This is a genomic window from Fulvimarina thalattae, from assembly GCF_040239565.1.
Classification (GTDB): domain Bacteria; phylum Pseudomonadota; class Alphaproteobacteria; order Rhizobiales; family Rhizobiaceae; genus Fulvimarina.
Map to the genome: position 1 here is coordinate 549,291 of NZ_JBEHWS010000001.1, position 16,876 is coordinate 566,166.

21 protein-coding genes and 1 pseudogene are annotated in these 16,876 nt (G+C 61.2%); 16 read left to right on the forward strand and 6 right to left on the reverse strand.

The window, feature by feature from the left end; genetic code table 11:
* Positions 1–8 precede the first annotated feature (8 nt).
* Complete coding sequence (locus ABRA89_RS02570; RefSeq protein WP_349939874.1) at positions 9–251, forward strand: DUF1674 domain-containing protein; 243 nt, start codon at positions 9–11, stop codon at positions 249–251.
* Between the two features lie 96 nt (positions 252–347).
* Here the strand turns inward: ABRA89_RS02570 and ABRA89_RS02575 are convergent, their stop codons facing one another.
* Positions 348–683: a hypothetical protein gene (locus ABRA89_RS02575; RefSeq protein ID WP_349939875.1), complete on the reverse strand. Its 336-nt coding sequence runs from the start codon at positions 681–683 to the stop codon at positions 348–350.
* A gap of 286 nt (positions 684–969) precedes the next feature.
* Between ABRA89_RS02575 and ABRA89_RS02580 the strand changes: the two genes are divergently transcribed.
* Positions 970–1,482 (forward strand): thermonuclease family protein, encoded by a 513-nt coding sequence (locus ABRA89_RS02580; RefSeq protein WP_349939876.1) that lies wholly within the window; start codon positions 970–972, stop codon positions 1,480–1,482.
* Between the two features lie 28 nt (positions 1,483–1,510).
* On the opposite strand, the gene ABRA89_RS02585 is transcribed toward ABRA89_RS02580, so the two are convergent.
* Positions 1,511–2,083 carry a carboxymuconolactone decarboxylase family protein gene (locus ABRA89_RS02585; RefSeq protein WP_349939877.1) on the reverse strand — a complete coding sequence of 191 codons (573 nt, stop codon included), beginning with the start codon at positions 2,081–2,083 and terminating at the stop codon, positions 1,511–1,513.
* 141 nt (positions 2,084–2,224) lie between these two features.
* On the opposite strand from ABRA89_RS02585, the gene ABRA89_RS02590 reads away from it, so the two are divergent.
* The gene (locus tag ABRA89_RS02590; protein ID WP_349939878.1) at positions 2,225–3,523 is read left to right on the forward strand and encodes a cyclopropane-fatty-acyl-phospholipid synthase family protein; all 1,299 of its coding nucleotides are present in this window, start codon (positions 2,225–2,227) and stop codon (positions 3,521–3,523) included.
* A 14-nt stretch (positions 3,524–3,537) separates the two neighbouring features.
* Here the strand turns inward: ABRA89_RS02590 and ABRA89_RS02595 are convergent, their stop codons facing one another.
* Complete coding sequence (locus ABRA89_RS02595; RefSeq protein WP_349939976.1) at positions 3,538–3,717, reverse strand: DUF2256 domain-containing protein; 180 nt, start codon at positions 3,715–3,717, stop codon at positions 3,538–3,540.
* Between the two features lie 258 nt (positions 3,718–3,975).
* Between ABRA89_RS02595 and ABRA89_RS02600 the strand changes: the two genes are divergently transcribed.
* Complete coding sequence (locus ABRA89_RS02600) at positions 3,976–5,334, forward strand: NAD(P)-dependent oxidoreductase (RefSeq protein ID WP_349939879.1); 1,359 nt, start codon at positions 3,976–3,978, stop codon at positions 5,332–5,334.
* 15 nt (positions 5,335–5,349) lie between these two features.
* On the opposite strand, the gene ABRA89_RS02605 is transcribed toward ABRA89_RS02600, so the two are convergent.
* Both ABRA89_RS02605 and ABRA89_RS02610 read right to left on the reverse strand, forming a co-directional pair.
* Positions 5,350–5,586, reverse strand: a complete 237-nt coding sequence (locus ABRA89_RS02605; protein ID WP_349939880.1) for a type II toxin-antitoxin system HicA family toxin — start codon at positions 5,584–5,586, stop codon at positions 5,350–5,352.
* A 1-nt stretch (position 5,587) separates the two neighbouring features.
* Positions 5,588–5,758: a type II toxin-antitoxin system HicB family antitoxin gene (locus ABRA89_RS02610; RefSeq protein WP_349939881.1), complete on the reverse strand. Its 171-nt coding sequence runs from the start codon at positions 5,756–5,758 to the stop codon at positions 5,588–5,590.
* Positions 5,759–5,945: 187 nt separating this feature from the next.
* Between ABRA89_RS02610 and preA the strand changes: the two genes are divergently transcribed.
* On the forward strand, positions 5,946–7,298 hold the full coding sequence (gene preA / locus ABRA89_RS02615) for an NAD-dependent dihydropyrimidine dehydrogenase subunit PreA (protein WP_349939882.1): 1,353 nt from the start codon (positions 5,946–5,948) through the stop codon (positions 7,296–7,298).
* A 2-nt stretch (positions 7,299–7,300) separates the two neighbouring features.
* On the opposite strand, the gene ABRA89_RS02620 is transcribed toward preA, so the two are convergent.
* On the reverse strand, positions 7,301–7,933 hold the full coding sequence (locus tag ABRA89_RS02620; RefSeq protein WP_349939883.1) for a TetR family transcriptional regulator C-terminal domain-containing protein: 633 nt from the start codon (positions 7,931–7,933) through the stop codon (positions 7,301–7,303).
* Between the two features lie 159 nt (positions 7,934–8,092).
* On the opposite strand from ABRA89_RS02620, the gene ABRA89_RS02625 reads away from it, so the two are divergent.
* The 11 genes and pseudogenes from ABRA89_RS02625 (at position 8,093) to ABRA89_RS02670 (ending at position 16,829) form a co-directional block, all read left to right on the forward strand.
* Entirely contained in the window at positions 8,093–9,340 is a 1,248-nt protein-coding gene (locus ABRA89_RS02625) for a Zn-dependent hydrolase (protein ID WP_349939884.1), read from the forward strand.
* Positions 9,341–9,349: 9 nt separating this feature from the next.
* Entirely contained in the window at positions 9,350–9,481 is a 132-nt protein-coding gene (locus ABRA89_RS02630) for an antitoxin MazE-like protein (RefSeq protein ID WP_349939885.1), read from the forward strand.
* 212 nt (positions 9,482–9,693) lie between these two features.
* A complete protein-coding gene (locus tag ABRA89_RS20405; protein WP_463671239.1) occupies positions 9,694–9,948 on the forward strand; it encodes an LAPAL motif-containing putative phage structural protein in 255 nt (84 codons plus the stop codon).
* Positions 9,897–10,592, forward strand: coding sequence for an LAPAL motif-containing putative phage structural protein (locus ABRA89_RS02635; protein WP_349939886.1), 696 nt, complete (start codon positions 9,897–9,899; stop codon positions 10,590–10,592). The genes ABRA89_RS20405 and ABRA89_RS02635 overlap by 52 nt, the downstream gene beginning before the upstream one ends.
* Before the next feature lie 25 nt (positions 10,593–10,617).
* On the forward strand, positions 10,618–12,069 hold the full coding sequence (gene hydA / locus ABRA89_RS02640; protein ID WP_349939887.1) for a dihydropyrimidinase: 1,452 nt from the start codon (positions 10,618–10,620) through the stop codon (positions 12,067–12,069).
* Between the two features lie 45 nt (positions 12,070–12,114).
* Positions 12,115–12,471, forward strand: a pseudogene (locus ABRA89_RS02645) (NUDIX hydrolase); the annotation flags it as partial.
* Positions 12,472–12,531: 60 nt separating this feature from the next.
* Entirely contained in the window at positions 12,532–13,182 is a 651-nt protein-coding gene (locus tag ABRA89_RS02650; RefSeq protein WP_349939889.1) for a DUF2268 domain-containing putative Zn-dependent protease, read from the forward strand.
* Complete coding sequence (locus ABRA89_RS02655) at positions 13,179–13,985, forward strand: ABC transporter ATP-binding protein (protein WP_349939890.1); 807 nt, start codon at positions 13,179–13,181, stop codon at positions 13,983–13,985. Before ABRA89_RS02650 ends, ABRA89_RS02655 begins: the two co-directional genes overlap by 4 nt.
* A 24-nt stretch (positions 13,986–14,009) precedes the next feature.
* On the forward strand, positions 14,010–14,903 hold the full coding sequence (locus ABRA89_RS02660) for an ABC transporter permease (RefSeq protein WP_349939891.1): 894 nt from the start codon (positions 14,010–14,012) through the stop codon (positions 14,901–14,903).
* Positions 14,900–15,769, forward strand: a complete 870-nt coding sequence (locus ABRA89_RS02665; RefSeq protein ID WP_349939892.1) for an ABC transporter permease — start codon at positions 14,900–14,902, stop codon at positions 15,767–15,769. The genes ABRA89_RS02660 and ABRA89_RS02665 overlap by 4 nt, the downstream gene beginning before the upstream one ends.
* 43 nt (positions 15,770–15,812) lie before the next feature.
* The gene (locus ABRA89_RS02670) at positions 15,813–16,829 is read left to right on the forward strand and encodes an ABC transporter substrate-binding protein (RefSeq protein WP_349939893.1); all 1,017 of its coding nucleotides are present in this window, start codon (positions 15,813–15,815) and stop codon (positions 16,827–16,829) included.
* The last annotated feature ends 47 nt before the right edge of the window (positions 16,830–16,876 follow it).

The window sequence follows — 16,876 nt, forward strand, 5'->3', positions numbered from 1 at the left end:
ACAGAAACATGAGCACCGACGATCCGGCCGACATTCTTTCCGCCATGAAGGTTTCCAGTGAGACCAATGTGCGAAAGCTCTCCCCGGCAGCCAAACGTGCGCTCGCCGAAGCGGAAGAGCGGCGGCGTCGGAACGAAGCCTTCAAGGTCGACCCAGCAAGCCTTCCGGAAGAGGTCGATGGGCGCAAGTCGGGCGTGGAGCCGGTTCGGTACGGCGACTGGGAGAAGAACGGGATCGTCAGCGATTTCTGAGGATCGGGTGGGTGCCCAGTCTGTGGCTAACCGCGTCTTGTCGAAGTCTGCGACTTCGAGAGCGGGGTCAGGTGGCCTTCGTTGGCACGCAAGTCATCACGGATTGGCACTGCCGGCAATCTTGTGCAAAATGCACGTATAGGGCGTGTGCAAATTATCCTTTCTTCGATCGTGCTTGCGCTGAAAATCACTGTTTTCGGGATTAGTCGCGCTTGCCTTGCCGATAGGGGTTGTGGTGTTAGCCTCCGAATAAAATCGTCGTCTAGCGAATTTGCCGAAGTCCAGCCAAATCGCCCGGTCATTCGTCCCTCTTCGGTGCTGTCCGTTCAGGAACAACTCGCCGCGTCCGTCATGCTCGGCTCCCGTCCCGAGGATCCAGCGCGGTCGTGCCAAGTTCCTGATGTTTCTTATTCCTTTTTTGATCTCGGACACTCGCCGTGTCGCCGGTATCCTCCGGATGGAGACCGAGGATGACGAAGTGGCGAGGCCGGCTCCGGTGCCGGGAGTGAACTACGGAAGGCCGACCCACCCGATGGACATCGATTCATAACCACCCGATGCGACGGGTGAAAATTCGCAGAGCGTCGCACGGGCGGATCATCGCTGCGGCATCGCGAAGAGTACGAATTTTCCCAATCTATCCTCTTTGAAAACTCCTTATTAGGAATTATATCCGAAGCAGTCGTGCTATCTTGCCGTAACAAAGGTGGTTCTGTCGGTGGCGATTTCGCTTAAAGGTTGCATGGGCATTGTGGCGGCAGGGGCCATCGCTCTTGCCTCCGTCTTCCAGCCGTCGAGCGCCTTCGCGGAAGAGCCGCCGCGGGCGATCGATGGGCCTGTGGTGGCCCATGTGATCAAGGTCCGCGACGGCGATACGATCGAGGTTCAGGCCTTCATCTGGCCGATGCAATCGGTCCATGTCGCCGTCCGGCTGAAGGGCATAGACGCCCCGGAAAAGCGCGGATCCTGCGAAGCGGAGAAGCAGGCGGCGGCCGTTGCCACGGAACGGCTCAAGAAAATCGTCGCTTCGGGCGAGATCACCCTCACCGAGATCAAAGGCGACAAATATTTCGGCCGCGTCCTCGCCAAGGTCTCGACGGAAGGCGAGCCGGATGTCGCCAAGCGCCTCCTCGATGATGGCGTCGTCGTCGAATATGGCGGCGAAGCTCGGCGCGACTGGTGTACTGAGCTTTCCGGTACACCCATGCCGACGCCGTCGCCGCGAGGCTGATGCTCTTCTGCGAATTTCCTAACCGGTCTTACTGATGGTCTTCGTCGGGCACCGGCACATTGAAGCCGTTGAGCGTCATCGAGACGAGGCAGTAGAGGCCGACGAGATAGATGAGTTCGTGCGCGCCCTTCTGCCCGAAGGTCTTGACCGCCTGATCATAGGTCGGGCGCGGCAGGACCGAGCCGGTAACCAGCGCATGGGCGACGTCGTAGGCAACTTCCTCCTCGCCCTTTAACCCGGTCGGCTTGACGCCGGCGACCAGTGTCGAAATCGTTTCCTCGTCGATGCCCTGCTCTTCGGCGACCGCATCATGGGCGTAGATCTCGTAGGCCGAGTTGAAATGCGCGCCCGTGACGAGGATCGCGATCTCCCGCGCCTTTGGAGGCAGAGTCGCTTCCATGGACATGATCTTCGTCAGGTCCCAGATCGCCTTGCCGATCTTCGGCTCATGCAGCCATGGGTTCCACGGCCCCATGAGCGCGCCATTCTCCGCGATCGCATTGAAAACGTTGAACTTGGCGTCGATCCCCTGTCTCATGTCGTCATAGAGGGGCTTCTGTTCGGCGGTCAGTTTGTCCGGTTCGATAAGGGGGATGCGCATGGCGAATTGGCTTTCCTGGTGGAGTCGGGTTTAAACCCGTAACGAAGGCCGTCGCCTATGGATGCGTGCGGTGCAGCAAAGTATGATGCCGGAAGTCTCTTTGGGGCTTCGACAGGCGCAGAATCGGTAGCGGGGACGGCCATGTCCGTGGCGAGCTTTAACGGGTCAGAAAACAGCGACGAAGCGCGGCTGAAGAGTATTGTCCGGCATGTGATCGAGGTGATGAGACCGGGCTTTGCCATCGAACTCTGGGACGGCGAGCGGATCGGCCCGGAGGGCGGCCCGGTGGTGGTCCTATCCGATCCGGCTGGGCTCGCCCGGCTCGCCATGCGGCCATCGATTGGCCGTGTCGTCGCGCTGTGGATGGACAAAAGTATCGACTTCCGGAACGGTACCACCTTCGACCTCGTCGGCAAGCGCTCCGAAACCCGCACAAAGGATGCCCTTAAGCGAATCGAGAAGGGCCGGATCGTGAAGGCACTGCCCGCGCTCTGGCGCTTGTCGCGCAAGGCCGGGGTGGAGGAAAAGGACGGCACGGGTTCGGGCCGCAGCGGCTCCTCCAAGGAGGCGATCCAGTATCATTACGACGTCGGCAACGACTTTTACCGCCTCTTCCTCGACGAGCGCATGCTTTATTCCTGCGCCTATTTCGACGGCTGGCACGAGGACATCGGCAAGGCGCAGGAAGACAAGCTCGACATGATCTGCCGCAAGCTGCGGCTGAAGGAGGGCGAGCGCTTCCTCGATATCGGCTGCGGCTGGGGTGCGCTGCTGATTCACGCCGCCTCGCGCTATGGCGTGACTGGGCAGGGCGTGACGCTTTCCCAGGAACAGTTCGATCTCGCGACGGCACGGGTGAGGGACACCGGCCTCGAGGATAAAATCACAATTGAGCTGAAGCCCTTTCAGGAACTTTCCGGCACCTTCGACAAGGTCGCTTCCATCGGCATGTACGAGCATGTCGGCTTCAAGAACCACGACGATTACTTTTCGGCCGTGCGAAAGCTGCTGAAGCCGAAGGGGCTCTATCTCCACCACGCCATCACGCGCCCCGCGAAGAAGACCGAGAAGGCCTTTCACAAGGGCACGCCCGAATATCGGGCGATCACCCGCTACATCTTTCCCGGTGCCGAGCTCGACCATATCGGCCATTCGACGCGGATGCTGGAAAAGCATCGCTTCGAGGTGCACGACATCGAGGACTGGCGCGAGCACTACGCGCTGACCTGCAAGCTCTGGCACGACCGCCTGCTCGCCCGCTTCGACGAAGCCTGCGAACTCGCCGGCGAGCGCAAGGCGCGCCTCTGGCTGCTTTACCTTGCCGGTTGTTCTCTCGGCTTCACGCGCGGCGGCATCCTGATTTATCAGACCCTCGCTTCGAAACGCGGCAAGGGAGCAGCCGAACTGCCGCCGACGCGCCGCGATCTCTACGCGGACTGACTGCCGGACAGGGGCTACCGGTCGCCCGCAGGCCGCGCGCCTTGCCTCGGCGGCACGCCGGCCTTCGCCTCCTTCCGGCAGCGCTGGGAGCAAAATTTCACCTCCTCCCAGTTCTTCTCCCACTTCTTGCGCCAGACCATAGGCTTGCCGCACTGGACGCAGATTTTGACGGGAAGTTCGGATTTGGCGCTCATCGGGAGCGATATGGCGGATACCGCTCCGCTTGGAAAGATGAGCTGCCGCCGATCATCTCCTGAGAACTCAGTGACAGGCGGCGCAGCACTGAATAGCTGCGCGGGAGGCTGGCCAATTGTCGACCGGCTAACCCCGATAATGTCTTCCAGCTGGCTCATAATCACGCCTGTTTTAGGAGAACCTTGCATAAAAAATTTGACCTTTCGGTCAAAAATTGCAGACTGAGTTTTGAACGTTTCCAAAGTCCGGAGATCCGCATGAGCGCAGCGTCCGACCGTCCCGACATCAATTCCGGCCGGCTCGGTGCGGATGCGCTGGAGAGAAACTTTTCCGATCTCCATCCGGCGCTCACCCGGCACGAGGCGGTTGTCGAGGCTGATCGCTGCTATTTCTGCTATGACGCGCCGTGCATGAACGCCTGCCCGACGGGCATCGATATTCCGCTGTTCATCCGCCAGATCGGGGCGGACAATCCGGACGGCGCGGCGAAGACGATCCTGGAAGAGAATATTTTCGGCGCAATGTGCGCGCGGGTCTGCCCGACCGAGACGCTCTGCGAGGAGGTCTGCGTGCGGGAGGTGGCCGAGGGCAAGCCCGTACGGATCGGCATGCTGCAGCGCTATGCGACCGACCATCTGATGGCTCATGCGACAAGCCATCCGTTTCAGCGGGCAGCGGCGACGGGCAAGCGGATCGCGATCGTCGGGGCCGGCCCGGCCGGCCTTTCCTGCGCGCACCGGCTTGCCATGCATGGCCATGACGTGACGGTGTTCGAGGCGCGCGACAAGGCTGGCGGGCTCAACGAATACGGCATCGCGGCCTACAAGGCGACGGAGGGCGTGGCCCAGGCCGAGGTCGATTTTCTTCTTGGGATTGGCGGTATCACGATCGAGACCGGCAAGGCGCTCGGCCGGGATATCCATCTGGACGCGCTTGCTCGCGACTACGACGCCGTCTTCCTCGGGATGGGACTTGCCGGCGTCAACGCGCTGAAAGCCGATGGCGAAACTGCGGAGGGCGCGATGGACGCGGTCGGCTGGATCGCCGATCTCCGCCAGACGACCGATCTTTCGACCGTGCCCGTCGGCCGGCGCGTCGTCGTTATCGGCGGCGGCATGACGGCGATCGATGCCGGCGTTCAGGCGAAGAATCTCGGAGCCGAGGAGGTCACCATCGCCTATCGGCGCGGCCGCGAGTCGATGGGTGCGTCAGCCTATGAACAGGAGGTTGCGGCGACGCGCGGGGTGCACCTCCGCTTCAATCTGCAGCCGGCGCGCATTCATGCCGAGGGCGGCCATGTGACGGGCATCACCTTCGAGCGGACGGCGTCCGGCGCGGACGGAAAGCTCACCGGTACCGGCGAGGAGGTGACCCTCGAAGCCGACCAGATCTTCAAGGCGATCGGCCAGAGCTTCGTGCCGGACGGCGTCTCGGCGGAAGCCGCGAAACTCGATCTCGAAGGCGGGCGGATCAGGGTCGGCGACGATCGCAAGACGTCGATGGCCAAGGTCTGGGCCGGCGGCGACTGCATCTTCGGTGGCTCGGACCTGACGGTGGTCGCCGTTGAAGACGGCAAGATCGCGGCGGAAGACATTCATGTCGCGCTGGCCGGATAGGATGGTGAGCGCCCGTCAGAGAAGAGCCATGAAATCTTCAGGCGAGATCACTGCCTCATCGAGAATGGCGTCCAACGTTCGGTCTTTCAGAAGGCGAGAGCCATGGTCTGGAACGGTCGTCTTTCGAGATTTGTCCTCGGAATGGACGAGCCGCACATGGCTCCCCTTCTGCCGCACAACGACAAACCCGCCTTTGCGCGAAGCCCGAATGACTTCACGTTCGGTTACGACTGGCAGGCGTCGCGGATTCATCTCAAGCCGCTATATGAACGTCTTCCATGACCGGCCGGATGTTTTCAGGCGCCGCGATCCCTTCTTCGCGATAGCATTCCAGAACAAGCTCGATGGCCTCACGCGCCATGGCAAGAGCCTCCTCGCGCGTGTCACCTTCAGTGACAACCTCCGGCAGAGCCGGGACCCGCACGGTGTAGCCACCTTCCTACTGGGGAATGAGTGTGACCGTGTAATCGAGTCCATCACTCATGTGAGCGCTCTCCAGAAGAAAATAAGACGCGTGATCCTTCGCCCTGCGGACTGCAAGAACTCGCAAAACGATCATAGCCTGAAGATAGCACTCCTCGAACAGAGCCGCCAGAACTGGAGCCTGCACCATGGCTGACCTCACCACCTCCTTCCTCGGCATCACATCGCCCAATCCGTTTTGGCTCGCCTCGGCGCCGCCGACCGACAAGCAATACAATGTGGAGCGCGCCTTTCGGGCCGGATGGGGCGGTGTCGTCTGGAAGACGCTTGGCGAGGCCGGGCCGCCGGTCGTCAACGTCAACGGCCCGCGCTACGGTGCGATCCATGGCGGCGATCGCCGGCTGCTCGGGCTCAACAATATCGAGCTTATCACCGACCGCGACCTCGACACCAATCTTCGTGAGATCGAGGCGGTGAAGAAGGTCTGGCCGGACAGGGCGATGATCGTCTCGCTGATGGTCCCGTGCGAGGAGGAGGCGTGGAAGGCGATTCTGAAACGTGTCGAGACCACCGGCTGCGACGGCGTCGAGCTCAATTTCGGCTGCCCGCACGGGATGAGCGAGCGCGGCATGGGCTCGGCCGTCGGGCAGGTGCCGGAATACATCGAGATGGTGGCGCGCTGGTGCAAGGAGAACACCGATCTCCCGGTCATCGTGAAGCTGACGCCGAACATCACCGATGTCCGCTACCCGGCGCGGGCGGCCAAGAGCGGCGGGGCGGACGCGGTCTCGCTCATCAACACGATCTCCTCGATCACCTCGGTCGATCTCGATCTCTTCGCGCCCGAGCCGACCATCGACGGCAAGGGCTCCCATGGCGGTTATTGCGGCCCGGCGGTCAAGCCCATCGCCCTCAACATGGTCGCCGAGATCGCGCGCGATCCGGAGACGGCCGGCCTGCCGATCTCCGGCATCGGCGGCGTCAGCACCTGGCGCGACGCGGCGGAGTTCATCGCGCTCGGCTGCGGCACGGTTCAGGTCTGCACGGCGGCGATGACCTACGGCTTCCACGTGGTGCAGGAGATGATCACGGGCCTCTCCAACTATATGGACGAGAAGGGCTTTGCCTCGATCGAGGATTTTCGCGGCCGCGCCGTGCCGAACGTCACCGACTGGCAGTATCTCAACCTCAACTACGTCACCAAGGCGCGGATCGACCAGGACCTCTGTATCAAATGCGGGCGCTGCCACATCGCCTGCGAGGATACCTCCCATCAGGCGATCACGAAGGAAGTGGACGGCAAACGCCATTTCGAGGTGATCGACGCCGAATGCGTCGGCTGCAATCTCTGCGTCAATGTCTGTCCGGTCGAGGACTGCATCACCATGGAGACGATTTCCGGTGTCGATCCACGCACCGGAAAGCCGGCGAACGATGGCTATGCCAACTGGACCCAGCACCCGAACAACCCCTCCTCCGGGGCATCGAGAGAGGCCCAGCAATTTGCCGCCGAACCTGTGGTGCCCGACGCGGCGGAATAAGCTCAGCGGGGCGCCGCCCCTCTCAAGAGTAGCGTCAGCACGGCCTGCGCCGCCTGATCCTCGAACCCCGGCTGTTTCGTCTGGCGTCCGAGGATTGCGCCGATCTGCACGTCGAAATCGGCGTAATGCTGGGTGACGGCCCAGATGGCGAAGATCAGGTGATAGGGTTCGATCGGGGCGAGGCGTCCCTCGGAAACCCATGTCGCGATCGTCTTCGCCTTCCGCTCGACGATCGCCTTCAGGTCCGTCGACAGATAGCGATCGATATGCGGGGCGCCGGCGAGGATCTCACCCGCAAAGAGGCGCGAGGCCTGGGGATGCTTAAAGGACAAGGCCATTTTCGCGGTGATATAGCGGCGAAGCTCTTCGATCGGATCGCCGTTCGGATCGAGAGCGTCGAGCGGCGACAGCCAGTCGGCCATGACCTCTTCGAGAACCGCCTTGTAGAGATCGGTCTTGCGCCGGAAGTAATAGAGCATGTTCGGCTTCGACATGCCGGCCGTCGCGGCGATCTCGTCGAGCGTCGCGCCACGCAAGCCGTGCCGCGCAAACACCTCCCGCGCCGCCACGAGAATCGCTTCGCGGTTTTTCGCCTGAATGCGTGTCTGCGCTTCGTCCACCGGTCGATCAGTCAATTGATCCAAGCCTTTGCCCTCGTCGACTGCCTGCGCTTTATGCATCGCGAAATGATGCACAGATGCGATGCGGAAGCGGCTTGACCCGCCGCCGAGCCTTTCATACGTTCATTTTTGACCAAACAGTCAAGAACGACTCTGTCGATCGAGAGGTGCCCTATGAGCCTGCAATCCAATATGCGGATCGACGCGGACAGGCTCTGGAATGCCATCCACGAGATGGCCGAGATCGGCCCGGGCGTTGCCGGCGGCAACAACCGGCAAACCCTGACGGACGACGACGCCAAGGGTCGGGCTCTCTTCAAGAAATGGTGCGAAGCCGCAGGGCTCACGATGGGCGTCGACGCGATGGGCACGATGTTCATGCGCCGCGAGGGAGCGGACCCGGACGCCCTGCCGGTCTATGTCGGCAGCCATCTCGACACCCAGCCGACAGGCGGGCGCTATGACGGCGTTCTCGGCGTTCTCGGCGCGCTGGAGGTCGTTCGGACGCTCAACGACCTCGACATCAAGACGAAGCATCCGATCGTGGTCACCAACTGGACGAACGAGGAAGGTACGCGCTTTGCCCCGGCCATGATGGCGTCCGGGGTTTTCGCCGGTGTCATTCCTCTGGAAGAGGCTTACGCCAAGACCGATGCAAAGGGTCTCGCCTTCGGCGACGAGCTGGCGCGCATCGGCTGGAAGGGCGAGGAAGAGGTCGGCGCGCGCAAGATGCACGCCTTCCTGGAGCTTCATATCGAGCAGGGCCCGATCCTCGAGGCCGAAGGCAAGGATATCGGCGTCGTCACCCATGGGCAGGGCTTGCGCTGGATCCAGTGCACGGTGACCGGCAAGGAGAGCCATACCGGATCGACGCCGATGCCCATGCGCAGGAATGCAGGCCGCGGCCTCTCCCAGATCACCGAACTCGTCCACGAAATTGCCATGGACAACGCGCCGAACGCCGTCGGTGCGATCGGGCATATCGACGTCTATCCCAACTCCCGCAACATCATCCCCGGCAAGGTCGTCTTCACGATCGACTTCCGCAGCCACGAGCTCGACCGGCTGAACGCCATGGTCGAGCGCTTCGAGGAGGAAGCGCCGAAACTGTGCGAGGCGCTCGGCGTCGAACTCTCCCACGAGATCGTCGGCCAGTTCGACCCGCCGGAATTCGATCGGGGCCTCGTCCAGACGATCCGCGATGGCGCCGAACGGCTCGGCTACAGTCACAAAGATATCGTTTCGGGCGCAGGACACGACGCCTGCTGGATCAACAGGCTGGCGCCCACCGCGATGATCATGTGCCCCTGCGTCGACGGGCTCTCCCACAACGAAGCCGAGGAGATCACCAAGGACTGGGCGAAGGCCGGCGCGGACGTTCTCCTGCATGCCGTGGTGGAGACGGCGGAGATCGTGGAGTAGGATAGGCCGGTGAACCAGCTGCAGGAACTCGCCATGGGCCGACCGAAGGAACTGACGGAAAAGCAACGGGCTGAACTTCGCGCGATGGGGTTCATACCCGTCGAAATCTGGGTGCCTGACTGGGATTATCCGGAATTTTAGAGGCGCATGAAGCGCAAAAGGGCGGTGATCGCCAAGTCAGACATAAGAAATCTGACTTCGAAAAATTCTGTGGCAGAGTTTTAAGAATAAAATCTTTCGCCCTCCTGCAAACTCCGTTGGTCAAGCATCAAATTTAGGAAAATACGTTGTCGGACACAGGAAGTCTCGGATTCCAAATTCAACCATCCTCTGATCGAACGCAGCCCGTTGAGATGAGTAAGACGCAGTTTAAAATCGCATATGATGGCCCTGCCCTTGAAAACGGCTCGATGGATGTCCGAGATCTGGCGCCAGCCCTATTGGCGGCGGGCCAACTGTTCGAAGCTGCAAATACCGCACTGAATGGAGACAGAGCTAAAATCCGTATTGATGTTCGTGCGACGGAATTAGGCAGCTTCGAAATTCTATGGAGGTCGTGCAAACATGGGGCCAGCAGGCGAAAGACCTGCTGTCCGGCGACTGGGTAACGGCAGCGATCAATCTAAAAGAATTGATACTTATTGGTGCTGGTACTTCAGGTGGCCTAATATGGCTTATTAAAACACTGAAAGGAAGAAATCCAGATCGCATAGAAAAACTCGACGAAAACACGGTCCGCATCACAATCGATACACAGTCTTTCACCGTTCCAATTGAGTTGCTATCACTATATCAAGAAATTTCTGTAAGAAAAGCTGCAGAGGAACTCATTAGAAAGCCGCTCAGCAAGTCTGGAATTGAGAAATTTAAGGTAATAGAAGGGGAATTTGAGAGGATCAGCGTTAAAGAAGAAGAAGCTGAAAGCTTTCGGTTTCAATCTTCCTCTGATAGAGTGATACTTGATGATGTGAGAAGATCGGCCTTCTCCATGGTTTCGCTCACTTTTAAAGAAGGAAATAAATGGAGGCTTTTTAATGGCACTAGTCAGATAAGTGCTTTAATTGAAGACGAAGATTTCATCGCAAGAGTTGATAATAGCTCGGTCTCATTTTCTAAAGGTGACGTCTTAATTTGCGATGTTCGAATCATACAATCTCAAAGCGATGCAGGGCTTAAGACCGAATATATAATCAAAAAAGTGATCGAGCATCTCAAGCCTCCTAGGCAAATGTCTTTTCCAGACTTCGACTAAAGCTACAGAAGACAGGAGAAACCCCATGACCCTCGTCATCAAGGGCGGTACCATCGTCACCGCCGATCTCACCTACAAGGCCGACATCCTCGTCGACGGCGGCACAATCGTCGAGATCGGCGAAAACCTGTCCGGCGACGAGGTGGTGGATGCCTCCGGCGCCTATGTCATGCCGGGCGGCATCGATCCGCACACCCATATGGAAATGCCCTTCATGGGCACGTTCTCCTCCGACGACTTCGATACAGGCACGGCCGCAGCGCTCGCCGGCGGCACGACCATGACCGTCGATTTCTGCCTGCCGGGCCCTGACGAAAGCCCGCTCGACGCGTTGCAGACCTGGTTCCAGAAGGCAGGCCCCGCGCGCACGGACTATTCCTTCCACATGGGCGTTACATGGTGGGGCGAGAAGTTCTTCGACGAGATGCCGAAGGTGGTCGAGGCCGGCATCAACACCTTCAAGCACTTCATGGCCTACAAGGGCGCCTTGATGGTGAACGACGACGAGATGTTCGCCTCGTTCAACCGCTGCGCCGAAATCGGCGCGATGCCGCTGGTCCATGCCGAGAACGGCGACGTGGTCGCCTTCCTCCAGCAGAAGCTGATGGAAGAGGGCAATAACGGCCCGGAAGCCCACGCCTATTCCCGCCCGCCGGAGGTCGAGGGTGAGGCCGTCAATCGGGCCATCATGATCGCCGATCAGGCCGGCGTGCCGCTTTACGTCGTCCACACCTCATGCGAACAGGCCCATGAGGCAATCCGCCGGGCGCGCCAGAAGGGCATGCGCGTCTACGGCGAACCGCTGATCCAGCATCTGGTTCTCGACGAGAGTGAATACGCCCATCCCGACTGGGACCACGCGGCGCGGCGCGTGATGAGCCCGCCTTTCCGCAACAAGCAGCATCAGGATTCCCTCTGGGCGGGCCTTGCGGCTGGCTCACTTCAGGTGGTTGCCACCGATCACTGCGCCTTCACCACCGAGCAGAAGCGCATGGGCCTCGGCGATTTCACCAAGATCCCGAACGGCACTGGCGGCCTTGAGGATCGCCTCGCCGTCCTCTGGACCAAGGGCGTCGTCACCGGCCGCCTGACGATGAACGAATTCGTCGCCGTCACCTCCACCAATATCGCCAAGATCCTCAACGTCTACCCACGCAAGGGCGCGATCCTGAAGGGCGCAGACGCCGATCTCGTGATCCTCGATCCGGGCGCGACGAAGACGATTTCGGCCAAAACCCAGAAGTCGGCCATCGACTACAACGTCTTCGAAGGCGTCGAGGTGAAAGGCCTCCCGGTCATCACCATCTCGCGCGGCAAGGTGGTCTACAAGGATGGCGATGTCCGCGCCGAAAAAGGCGACGGCCGCTTCATCGAGCGCCCCGCCAACGCGCCAGTCAACAAGGCGCTGTCGACCTGGAAGGAGCTCACCGCTCCGCGCAAGGTGGAGCGGACGGGCATTCCGATGAGCGGGGTTTGAGTTGTCGAGAATGCGTGAAGTGTCAGTTGCCGCTGTCCTTTTCTTGGCCCCGGCGGCCGCACTCTTCTCGTGAGAAAGCGTGGAACGACACGTTTCAAGCAGTCGGGTGGGAAGCTTGAGCCCGGTGAGTCCTTCACAGAGGCCGCGCGTCGAGAAGTCTTTGAGGAATTGGGCCTCGATCTGCCATCGGACCAGCTGATTGAGCATAGGGCGTACACGGACGTCGCCGCAAACGAACCCGGTTGCCAGGTCGTTGCGCATGTCTTCAGCGCGCGATGCGAAGAGGCACCCGCAGCAGCAGCGGAAATCGAGGAGATCTTATGGCCGCCCACCTTTCGCCACCGAAGATCGCACTCGCCCCGTTATGCGAACATCATATGCTTCCCCTCGCCGAAAAGCTGATACGCGAGGAAGTACAACCAGTATGAATCGCCTTATCAATCACGATCGACCGAAGTGACGATGAGCTGGACGCTTCATTACGCGAATGCCAACAACCAGTTCGGCAACCTCATCGAGCCCATCAGCCGTGCCCTCGAACGCGCGGAAAGAAACGTTGAGGCTCATATGCCGGCGATCAATCTCGACGTGGTCGTTCAGGCTTGGCCGGGGCAGGTCATTCCCGAGCTTGGTCATGTCGGTTACGCGCCGACCGGCACGATGATGCAACTCACCTTCGATCCGGCCAATAACAACCTTCGCTCCCATCTTGGCGAAGCGTTGGAACGCATGATCGTTCATGAGTTCCACCACGTCATGCGCTGGCGGGGCCCGGGCTACGGAAATACGCTCGGCGAGGCTCTCGTGAGCGAGGGCCTTGCCAGCCAATTCGTCAAGCAACTCTACGATTCGCCGCCGGAGCCTTGGGAAGCGGCCCTGACCCGTAGCGAGCTTGCGAACCATGTTGACTTCTTTGATAGGCATTGGGACGACAAACGCTATGGACACGCGCGGTGCTTCTTCGGCGCGGGGGACCTTCCGCGCTGGTTGGGCTATAGTTTTGGTTATGAATTGGTCAGCTCGGCTCTCGTCGACATGCAAGCAACCCCTAGCGCACTCGTCCACGAACCCGCGGCCTCCTTTCGGCCGAGCTTGCAAGGAATGAGACGATGAATGCCGCGCCCGGCAGACTGGAAGATCCCTCTACCGTCATCTCCGCCAAGAATCTGGACCTCACCTTCCAGACCGCGGACACTCCCGTCCATGCGCTGTCGAACATCGATCTCAGTATCAGCCAGGGCGAGTTCGTTTCGCTGATCGGCCCATCGGGCTGCGGCAAGACCACGCTGCTTCGGGTGATCGCCGATCTCGAAACGCCGACCGGCGGCGAAATCACCGTCAATGGCATGAGCCCGGAGGAGGCACGCAAGGCGCGGGCTTATGGCTACGTCTTCCAGGCTGCGGCGCTCTTTCCGTGGCGGACGATCCGCGACAATGTGGGCCTGCCGCTTGAGATCATGGGGATCGACAGGGCCGAGCGGGAGCGGCGGATTCGCGACAACCTCGAACTCGTCGACCTCAAGGATTTCGGTAAGAAATTTCCGTGGCAGCTCTCCGGCGGCATGCAGCAGCGCGCTTCGATCGCCCGCGCGCTCGCGGTCGAGCCGGACATGCTGTTGATGGACGAGCCGTTCGGCGCGCTCGACGAGATCGTCCGCGACCATCTCAATGAACAGCTCCTCAAACTTTGGGCGCGGACGAAGAAGACCATCGTCTTCGTCACCCATTCGATCCCCGAGGCCGTATTCCTCTCCACGCGCATCGTCGTGATGAGCCCGCGCCCCGGCCGCATCCACGAGATCATCGACTGCGATCTTGGGCCAGACCGCCCGCTCGACATCCGCGAGAGCCCGAAATTCCTCGAAATCGCCCACCGCGTCCGCGACGGGCTACGGGCAGGGCATGCCTATGATTGAGCGCGTCGCCGGAAAGTATCGCCCATGAGGCTCGGCGCGTTCTTCACCGTTTTGCGGCTGAGGCTGCTGCCGATCCTCACCGTGCTCGCCGGTATCGTAGCGCTCTGGTATCTAGGCGCGATCTGGCTGAACGCGCCCTTCGCCTATGACGTCGCTTCCCGCGCGAACACCGAACTCTCGCTCAGTGCGATGGTCGCCGACACGATGAGCCAGAAGCGGCCGGTCCTGCCCGCGCCCCATCAGGTAGCGGCGGAGATGTGGAAGACGATCGTCGACACCGCGCCCACCTCCAAGCGCAGCCTCCTCTACCATGCCTCGATCACGCTCTCCTCGACCCTTCTCGGCTTCCTTCTCGGTACGGCGCTCGGCGTCGCGCTGGCGGTCGGCATCGTCCATTCCAAGGTGCTCGACAAGAGCCTGATGCCCTGGATCATCACCTCCCAGACGATCCCGATCCTCGCCATCGCGCCGATGATCATAGTCATCTTCGCAACGCAAGGGATCACCGGCCTCCTGCCGAAGGCGTTCATCTCCATGTATCTCGCCTTTTTCCCGGTCGCCGTCGGCATGGTGGCGGGGCTCAGATCGCCGGACGGCATGCATCTCGACCTGATGCGAACCTACAGCGCGTCGGGCACGCAGACGCTGGCGAAGCTCAGATGGCCGGCCGCGATGCCCTATCTCTTCGCCTCCATGAAAGTGGGCGTCGCGATCGCCCTCGTCGGCGCGATTGTCGGCGAACTGCCGACAGGGGCCGTCTCGGGCCTCGGTGCGCGGCTGCTGGCCGGCTCCTATTATGGCCAGACCGTCCAGATCTGGAGCGCCCTGATGACCGCCGCGATTCTCGCGGCCCTCCTCGTCATGCTGATCGATTTCGGCGGCCGGCTGGTCAATCGGCGGATGGGGGTGCAGGCGTGACCGGCATCGCGATCCTCTACGTCGCGATCGCCGTCTGGGCGCTCGCCTTCGCGGCCAATCTCGGCCTTGCGCGGGTGCGGACCGGAAACGCTCTCAGCCAGCGCGCCGTCGACCTCACGATCCCCATCCTCTTCGGCATCGGCCTTCTCGCGCTCTGGGAAGGCGTCACACGCGGGCTCGACGTGCCGCAGGTCATTCTGCCGCCGCCGTCCCTCATCTGGGACCGGATCACCGACTCCGTCCCGACGCTCTGGGCCGACTTCAAGCAGACCTATCTGAAGGCGGTGCTTGCGGGTTATGCCATCGGCTGCGGGGCTGGCTTTCTCGCTGCGATCCTCATCGACCGTTCGCCGTTCCTGAGGGCCGGCATGCTGCCTGTCGGCAATCTCGTCTCGGCCCTGCCGATCATTGGCGTCGCCCCGATCATGGTCATGTGGTTCGGCTTCGACTGGCCTTCCAAGGCTGCCGTCGTCGTCATCATGACCTTCTTCCCGATGATGGTGAACACGCTCGCAGGCCTTGCCGCGGCCAGCCGCATGGAGCGCGACCTGATGGCGACCTATGCCTCGTCCTACTGGCAGAGCCTGCGATATCTGCGTCTACCCGCCGCCATGCCCTTCATCTTCAACGCGCTGAAAATCAACTCGACGCTCGCGCTCATCGGTGCCATCGTGGCGGAATTCTTCGGCACGCCCATCGTCGGCATGGGCTTTCGCATCTCCACGGAAGTCGGGCGCATGAATGTGGACATGGTTTGGGCAGAGATCTTCGTCGCCGCCCTTGCCGGTTCGCTCTCCTACGGCCTCCTCGCGCTCGCCGAGCGGGCCGTCACCTTCTGGCATCCGTCCAACCGTCGCAGGGCATGAGAGTTCTTTTCGAAAAACGACCAACGTCAACAAGGAGTTCGCCATGAAACTGAAGACCCTGATGGGCCTCACCGTCGCCACCACGCTTACCCTCGGCGCGGGCACCGCCGCCTCGCTTGCCCAGGACATGGACGATCTCACCCTGCAGCTGAAATGGGTGACCCAGGCCCAGTTCGCCGGCTATTACGTCGCGCAGGATCAGGGCTTCTACGAAGAGGCCGGCCTCAACGTCACCATCAAACCCGGCGGGCCGGACATCGCGCCGCCGCAGGTGCTCGCCGGCGGCGGGGCGGACGTCATCGTCGACTGGATGCCGTCTGCCCTCGCCAGCCGCGAAAAGGGCGTGCCGCTCGTCAACATTGCCCAGCCCTTCGCGCGCTCGGGCATGCAGCTCACCTGCCTGAAGGAGACCGGCATCGAAAGTCCGGAGGACTTCAAGGGCCGCACCCTCGGCGTCTGGTTCTTCGGCAACGAATATCCGTTCCTGTCATGGATGTCGAAGCTCGAGATCCCGACCGAAGGCGGGGAAGACGGTGTCGAGGTGCTGAAGCAGGGCTTCAACGTCGACCCGCTCATCCAGAAGCAGGCCGATTGCATCTCGACCATGACCTATAACGAATACTGGCAGGTGATCGACGCCGGCTACACGCCGGAGGATCTCGTCGTCTTCAATTACACCGACCAGGGCGTCGCGACGCTGGAGGACGGCCTCTATGTGGACGAGGCCGATCTGGAAGACCCCGAAATGGTCGACACCTATGCCCGCTTCGTGGCCGCCTCGATGAAGGGCTGGGAATATGCCCGCGAGAACCCGGAAGAAGCGGCGAATATCGTGCTCGAAAACGACGCCACCGGTGCCCAGACCGAAGAACATCAGATCCGCATGATGGAAGAGATCAACAAGCTGACGGAAGGCTCCGACGGCACCCTCGACGTCTCCGCCGCAGAAGCGACTGTCGAAACGCTGATGTCCGGTGGCTCCGATCCGGTCATCACAAAGGAACCGGAAGGCGCCTGGACGGACGTGGTAACGAACAAAGCCAAAGAGATGCAGGAATAAGCATCGGCAAAACCGGCAACTGCAAGGCCATTGATTGCGGCCCGGAC

What these genes read in the sequence shown, in the direction of transcription:
- preA (WP_349939882.1), top strand. Translation starts at nt 5,946, where the DNA reads ATGGCTGACCTCACCACCTCCTTCCTCGGCATCACATCGCCCAATCCG.
- ABRA89_RS02660 (WP_349939891.1), top strand. Translation starts at nt 14,010, where the DNA reads ATGAGGCTCGGCGCGTTCTTCACCGTTTTGCGGCTGAGGCTGCTGCCG.
- ABRA89_RS02655 (WP_349939890.1), top strand. Translation starts at nt 13,179, where the DNA reads ATGAATGCCGCGCCCGGCAGACTGGAAGATCCCTCTACCGTCATCTCC.
- hydA (WP_349939887.1), top strand. Translation starts at nt 10,618, where the DNA reads ATGACCCTCGTCATCAAGGGCGGTACCATCGTCACCGCCGATCTCACC.
- ABRA89_RS20405 (WP_463671239.1), top strand. Translation starts at nt 9,694, where the DNA reads ATGAGTAAGACGCAGTTTAAAATCGCATATGATGGCCCTGCCCTTGAA.
- ABRA89_RS02585 (WP_349939877.1), bottom strand. Translation starts at nt 2,083, where the DNA reads ATGCGCATCCCCCTTATCGAACCGGACAAACTGACCGCCGAACAGAAG.
- ABRA89_RS02605 (WP_349939880.1), bottom strand. Translation starts at nt 5,586, where the DNA reads ATGAATCCGCGACGCCTGCCAGTCGTAACCGAACGTGAAGTCATTCGG.
- ABRA89_RS02625 (WP_349939884.1), top strand. Translation starts at nt 8,093, where the DNA reads ATGAGCCTGCAATCCAATATGCGGATCGACGCGGACAGGCTCTGGAAT.
- ABRA89_RS02600 (WP_349939879.1), top strand. Translation starts at nt 3,976, where the DNA reads ATGAGCGCAGCGTCCGACCGTCCCGACATCAATTCCGGCCGGCTCGGT.
- ABRA89_RS02590 (WP_349939878.1), top strand. Translation starts at nt 2,225, where the DNA reads ATGTCCGTGGCGAGCTTTAACGGGTCAGAAAACAGCGACGAAGCGCGG.
- ABRA89_RS02595 (WP_349939976.1), bottom strand. Translation starts at nt 3,717, where the DNA reads ATGAGCGCCAAATCCGAACTTCCCGTCAAAATCTGCGTCCAGTGCGGC.
- ABRA89_RS02650 (WP_349939889.1), top strand. Translation starts at nt 12,532, where the DNA reads ATGAGCTGGACGCTTCATTACGCGAATGCCAACAACCAGTTCGGCAAC.
- ABRA89_RS02570 (WP_349939874.1), top strand. Translation starts at nt 9, where the DNA reads ATGAGCACCGACGATCCGGCCGACATTCTTTCCGCCATGAAGGTTTCC.
- ABRA89_RS02670 (WP_349939893.1), top strand. Translation starts at nt 15,813, where the DNA reads ATGAAACTGAAGACCCTGATGGGCCTCACCGTCGCCACCACGCTTACC.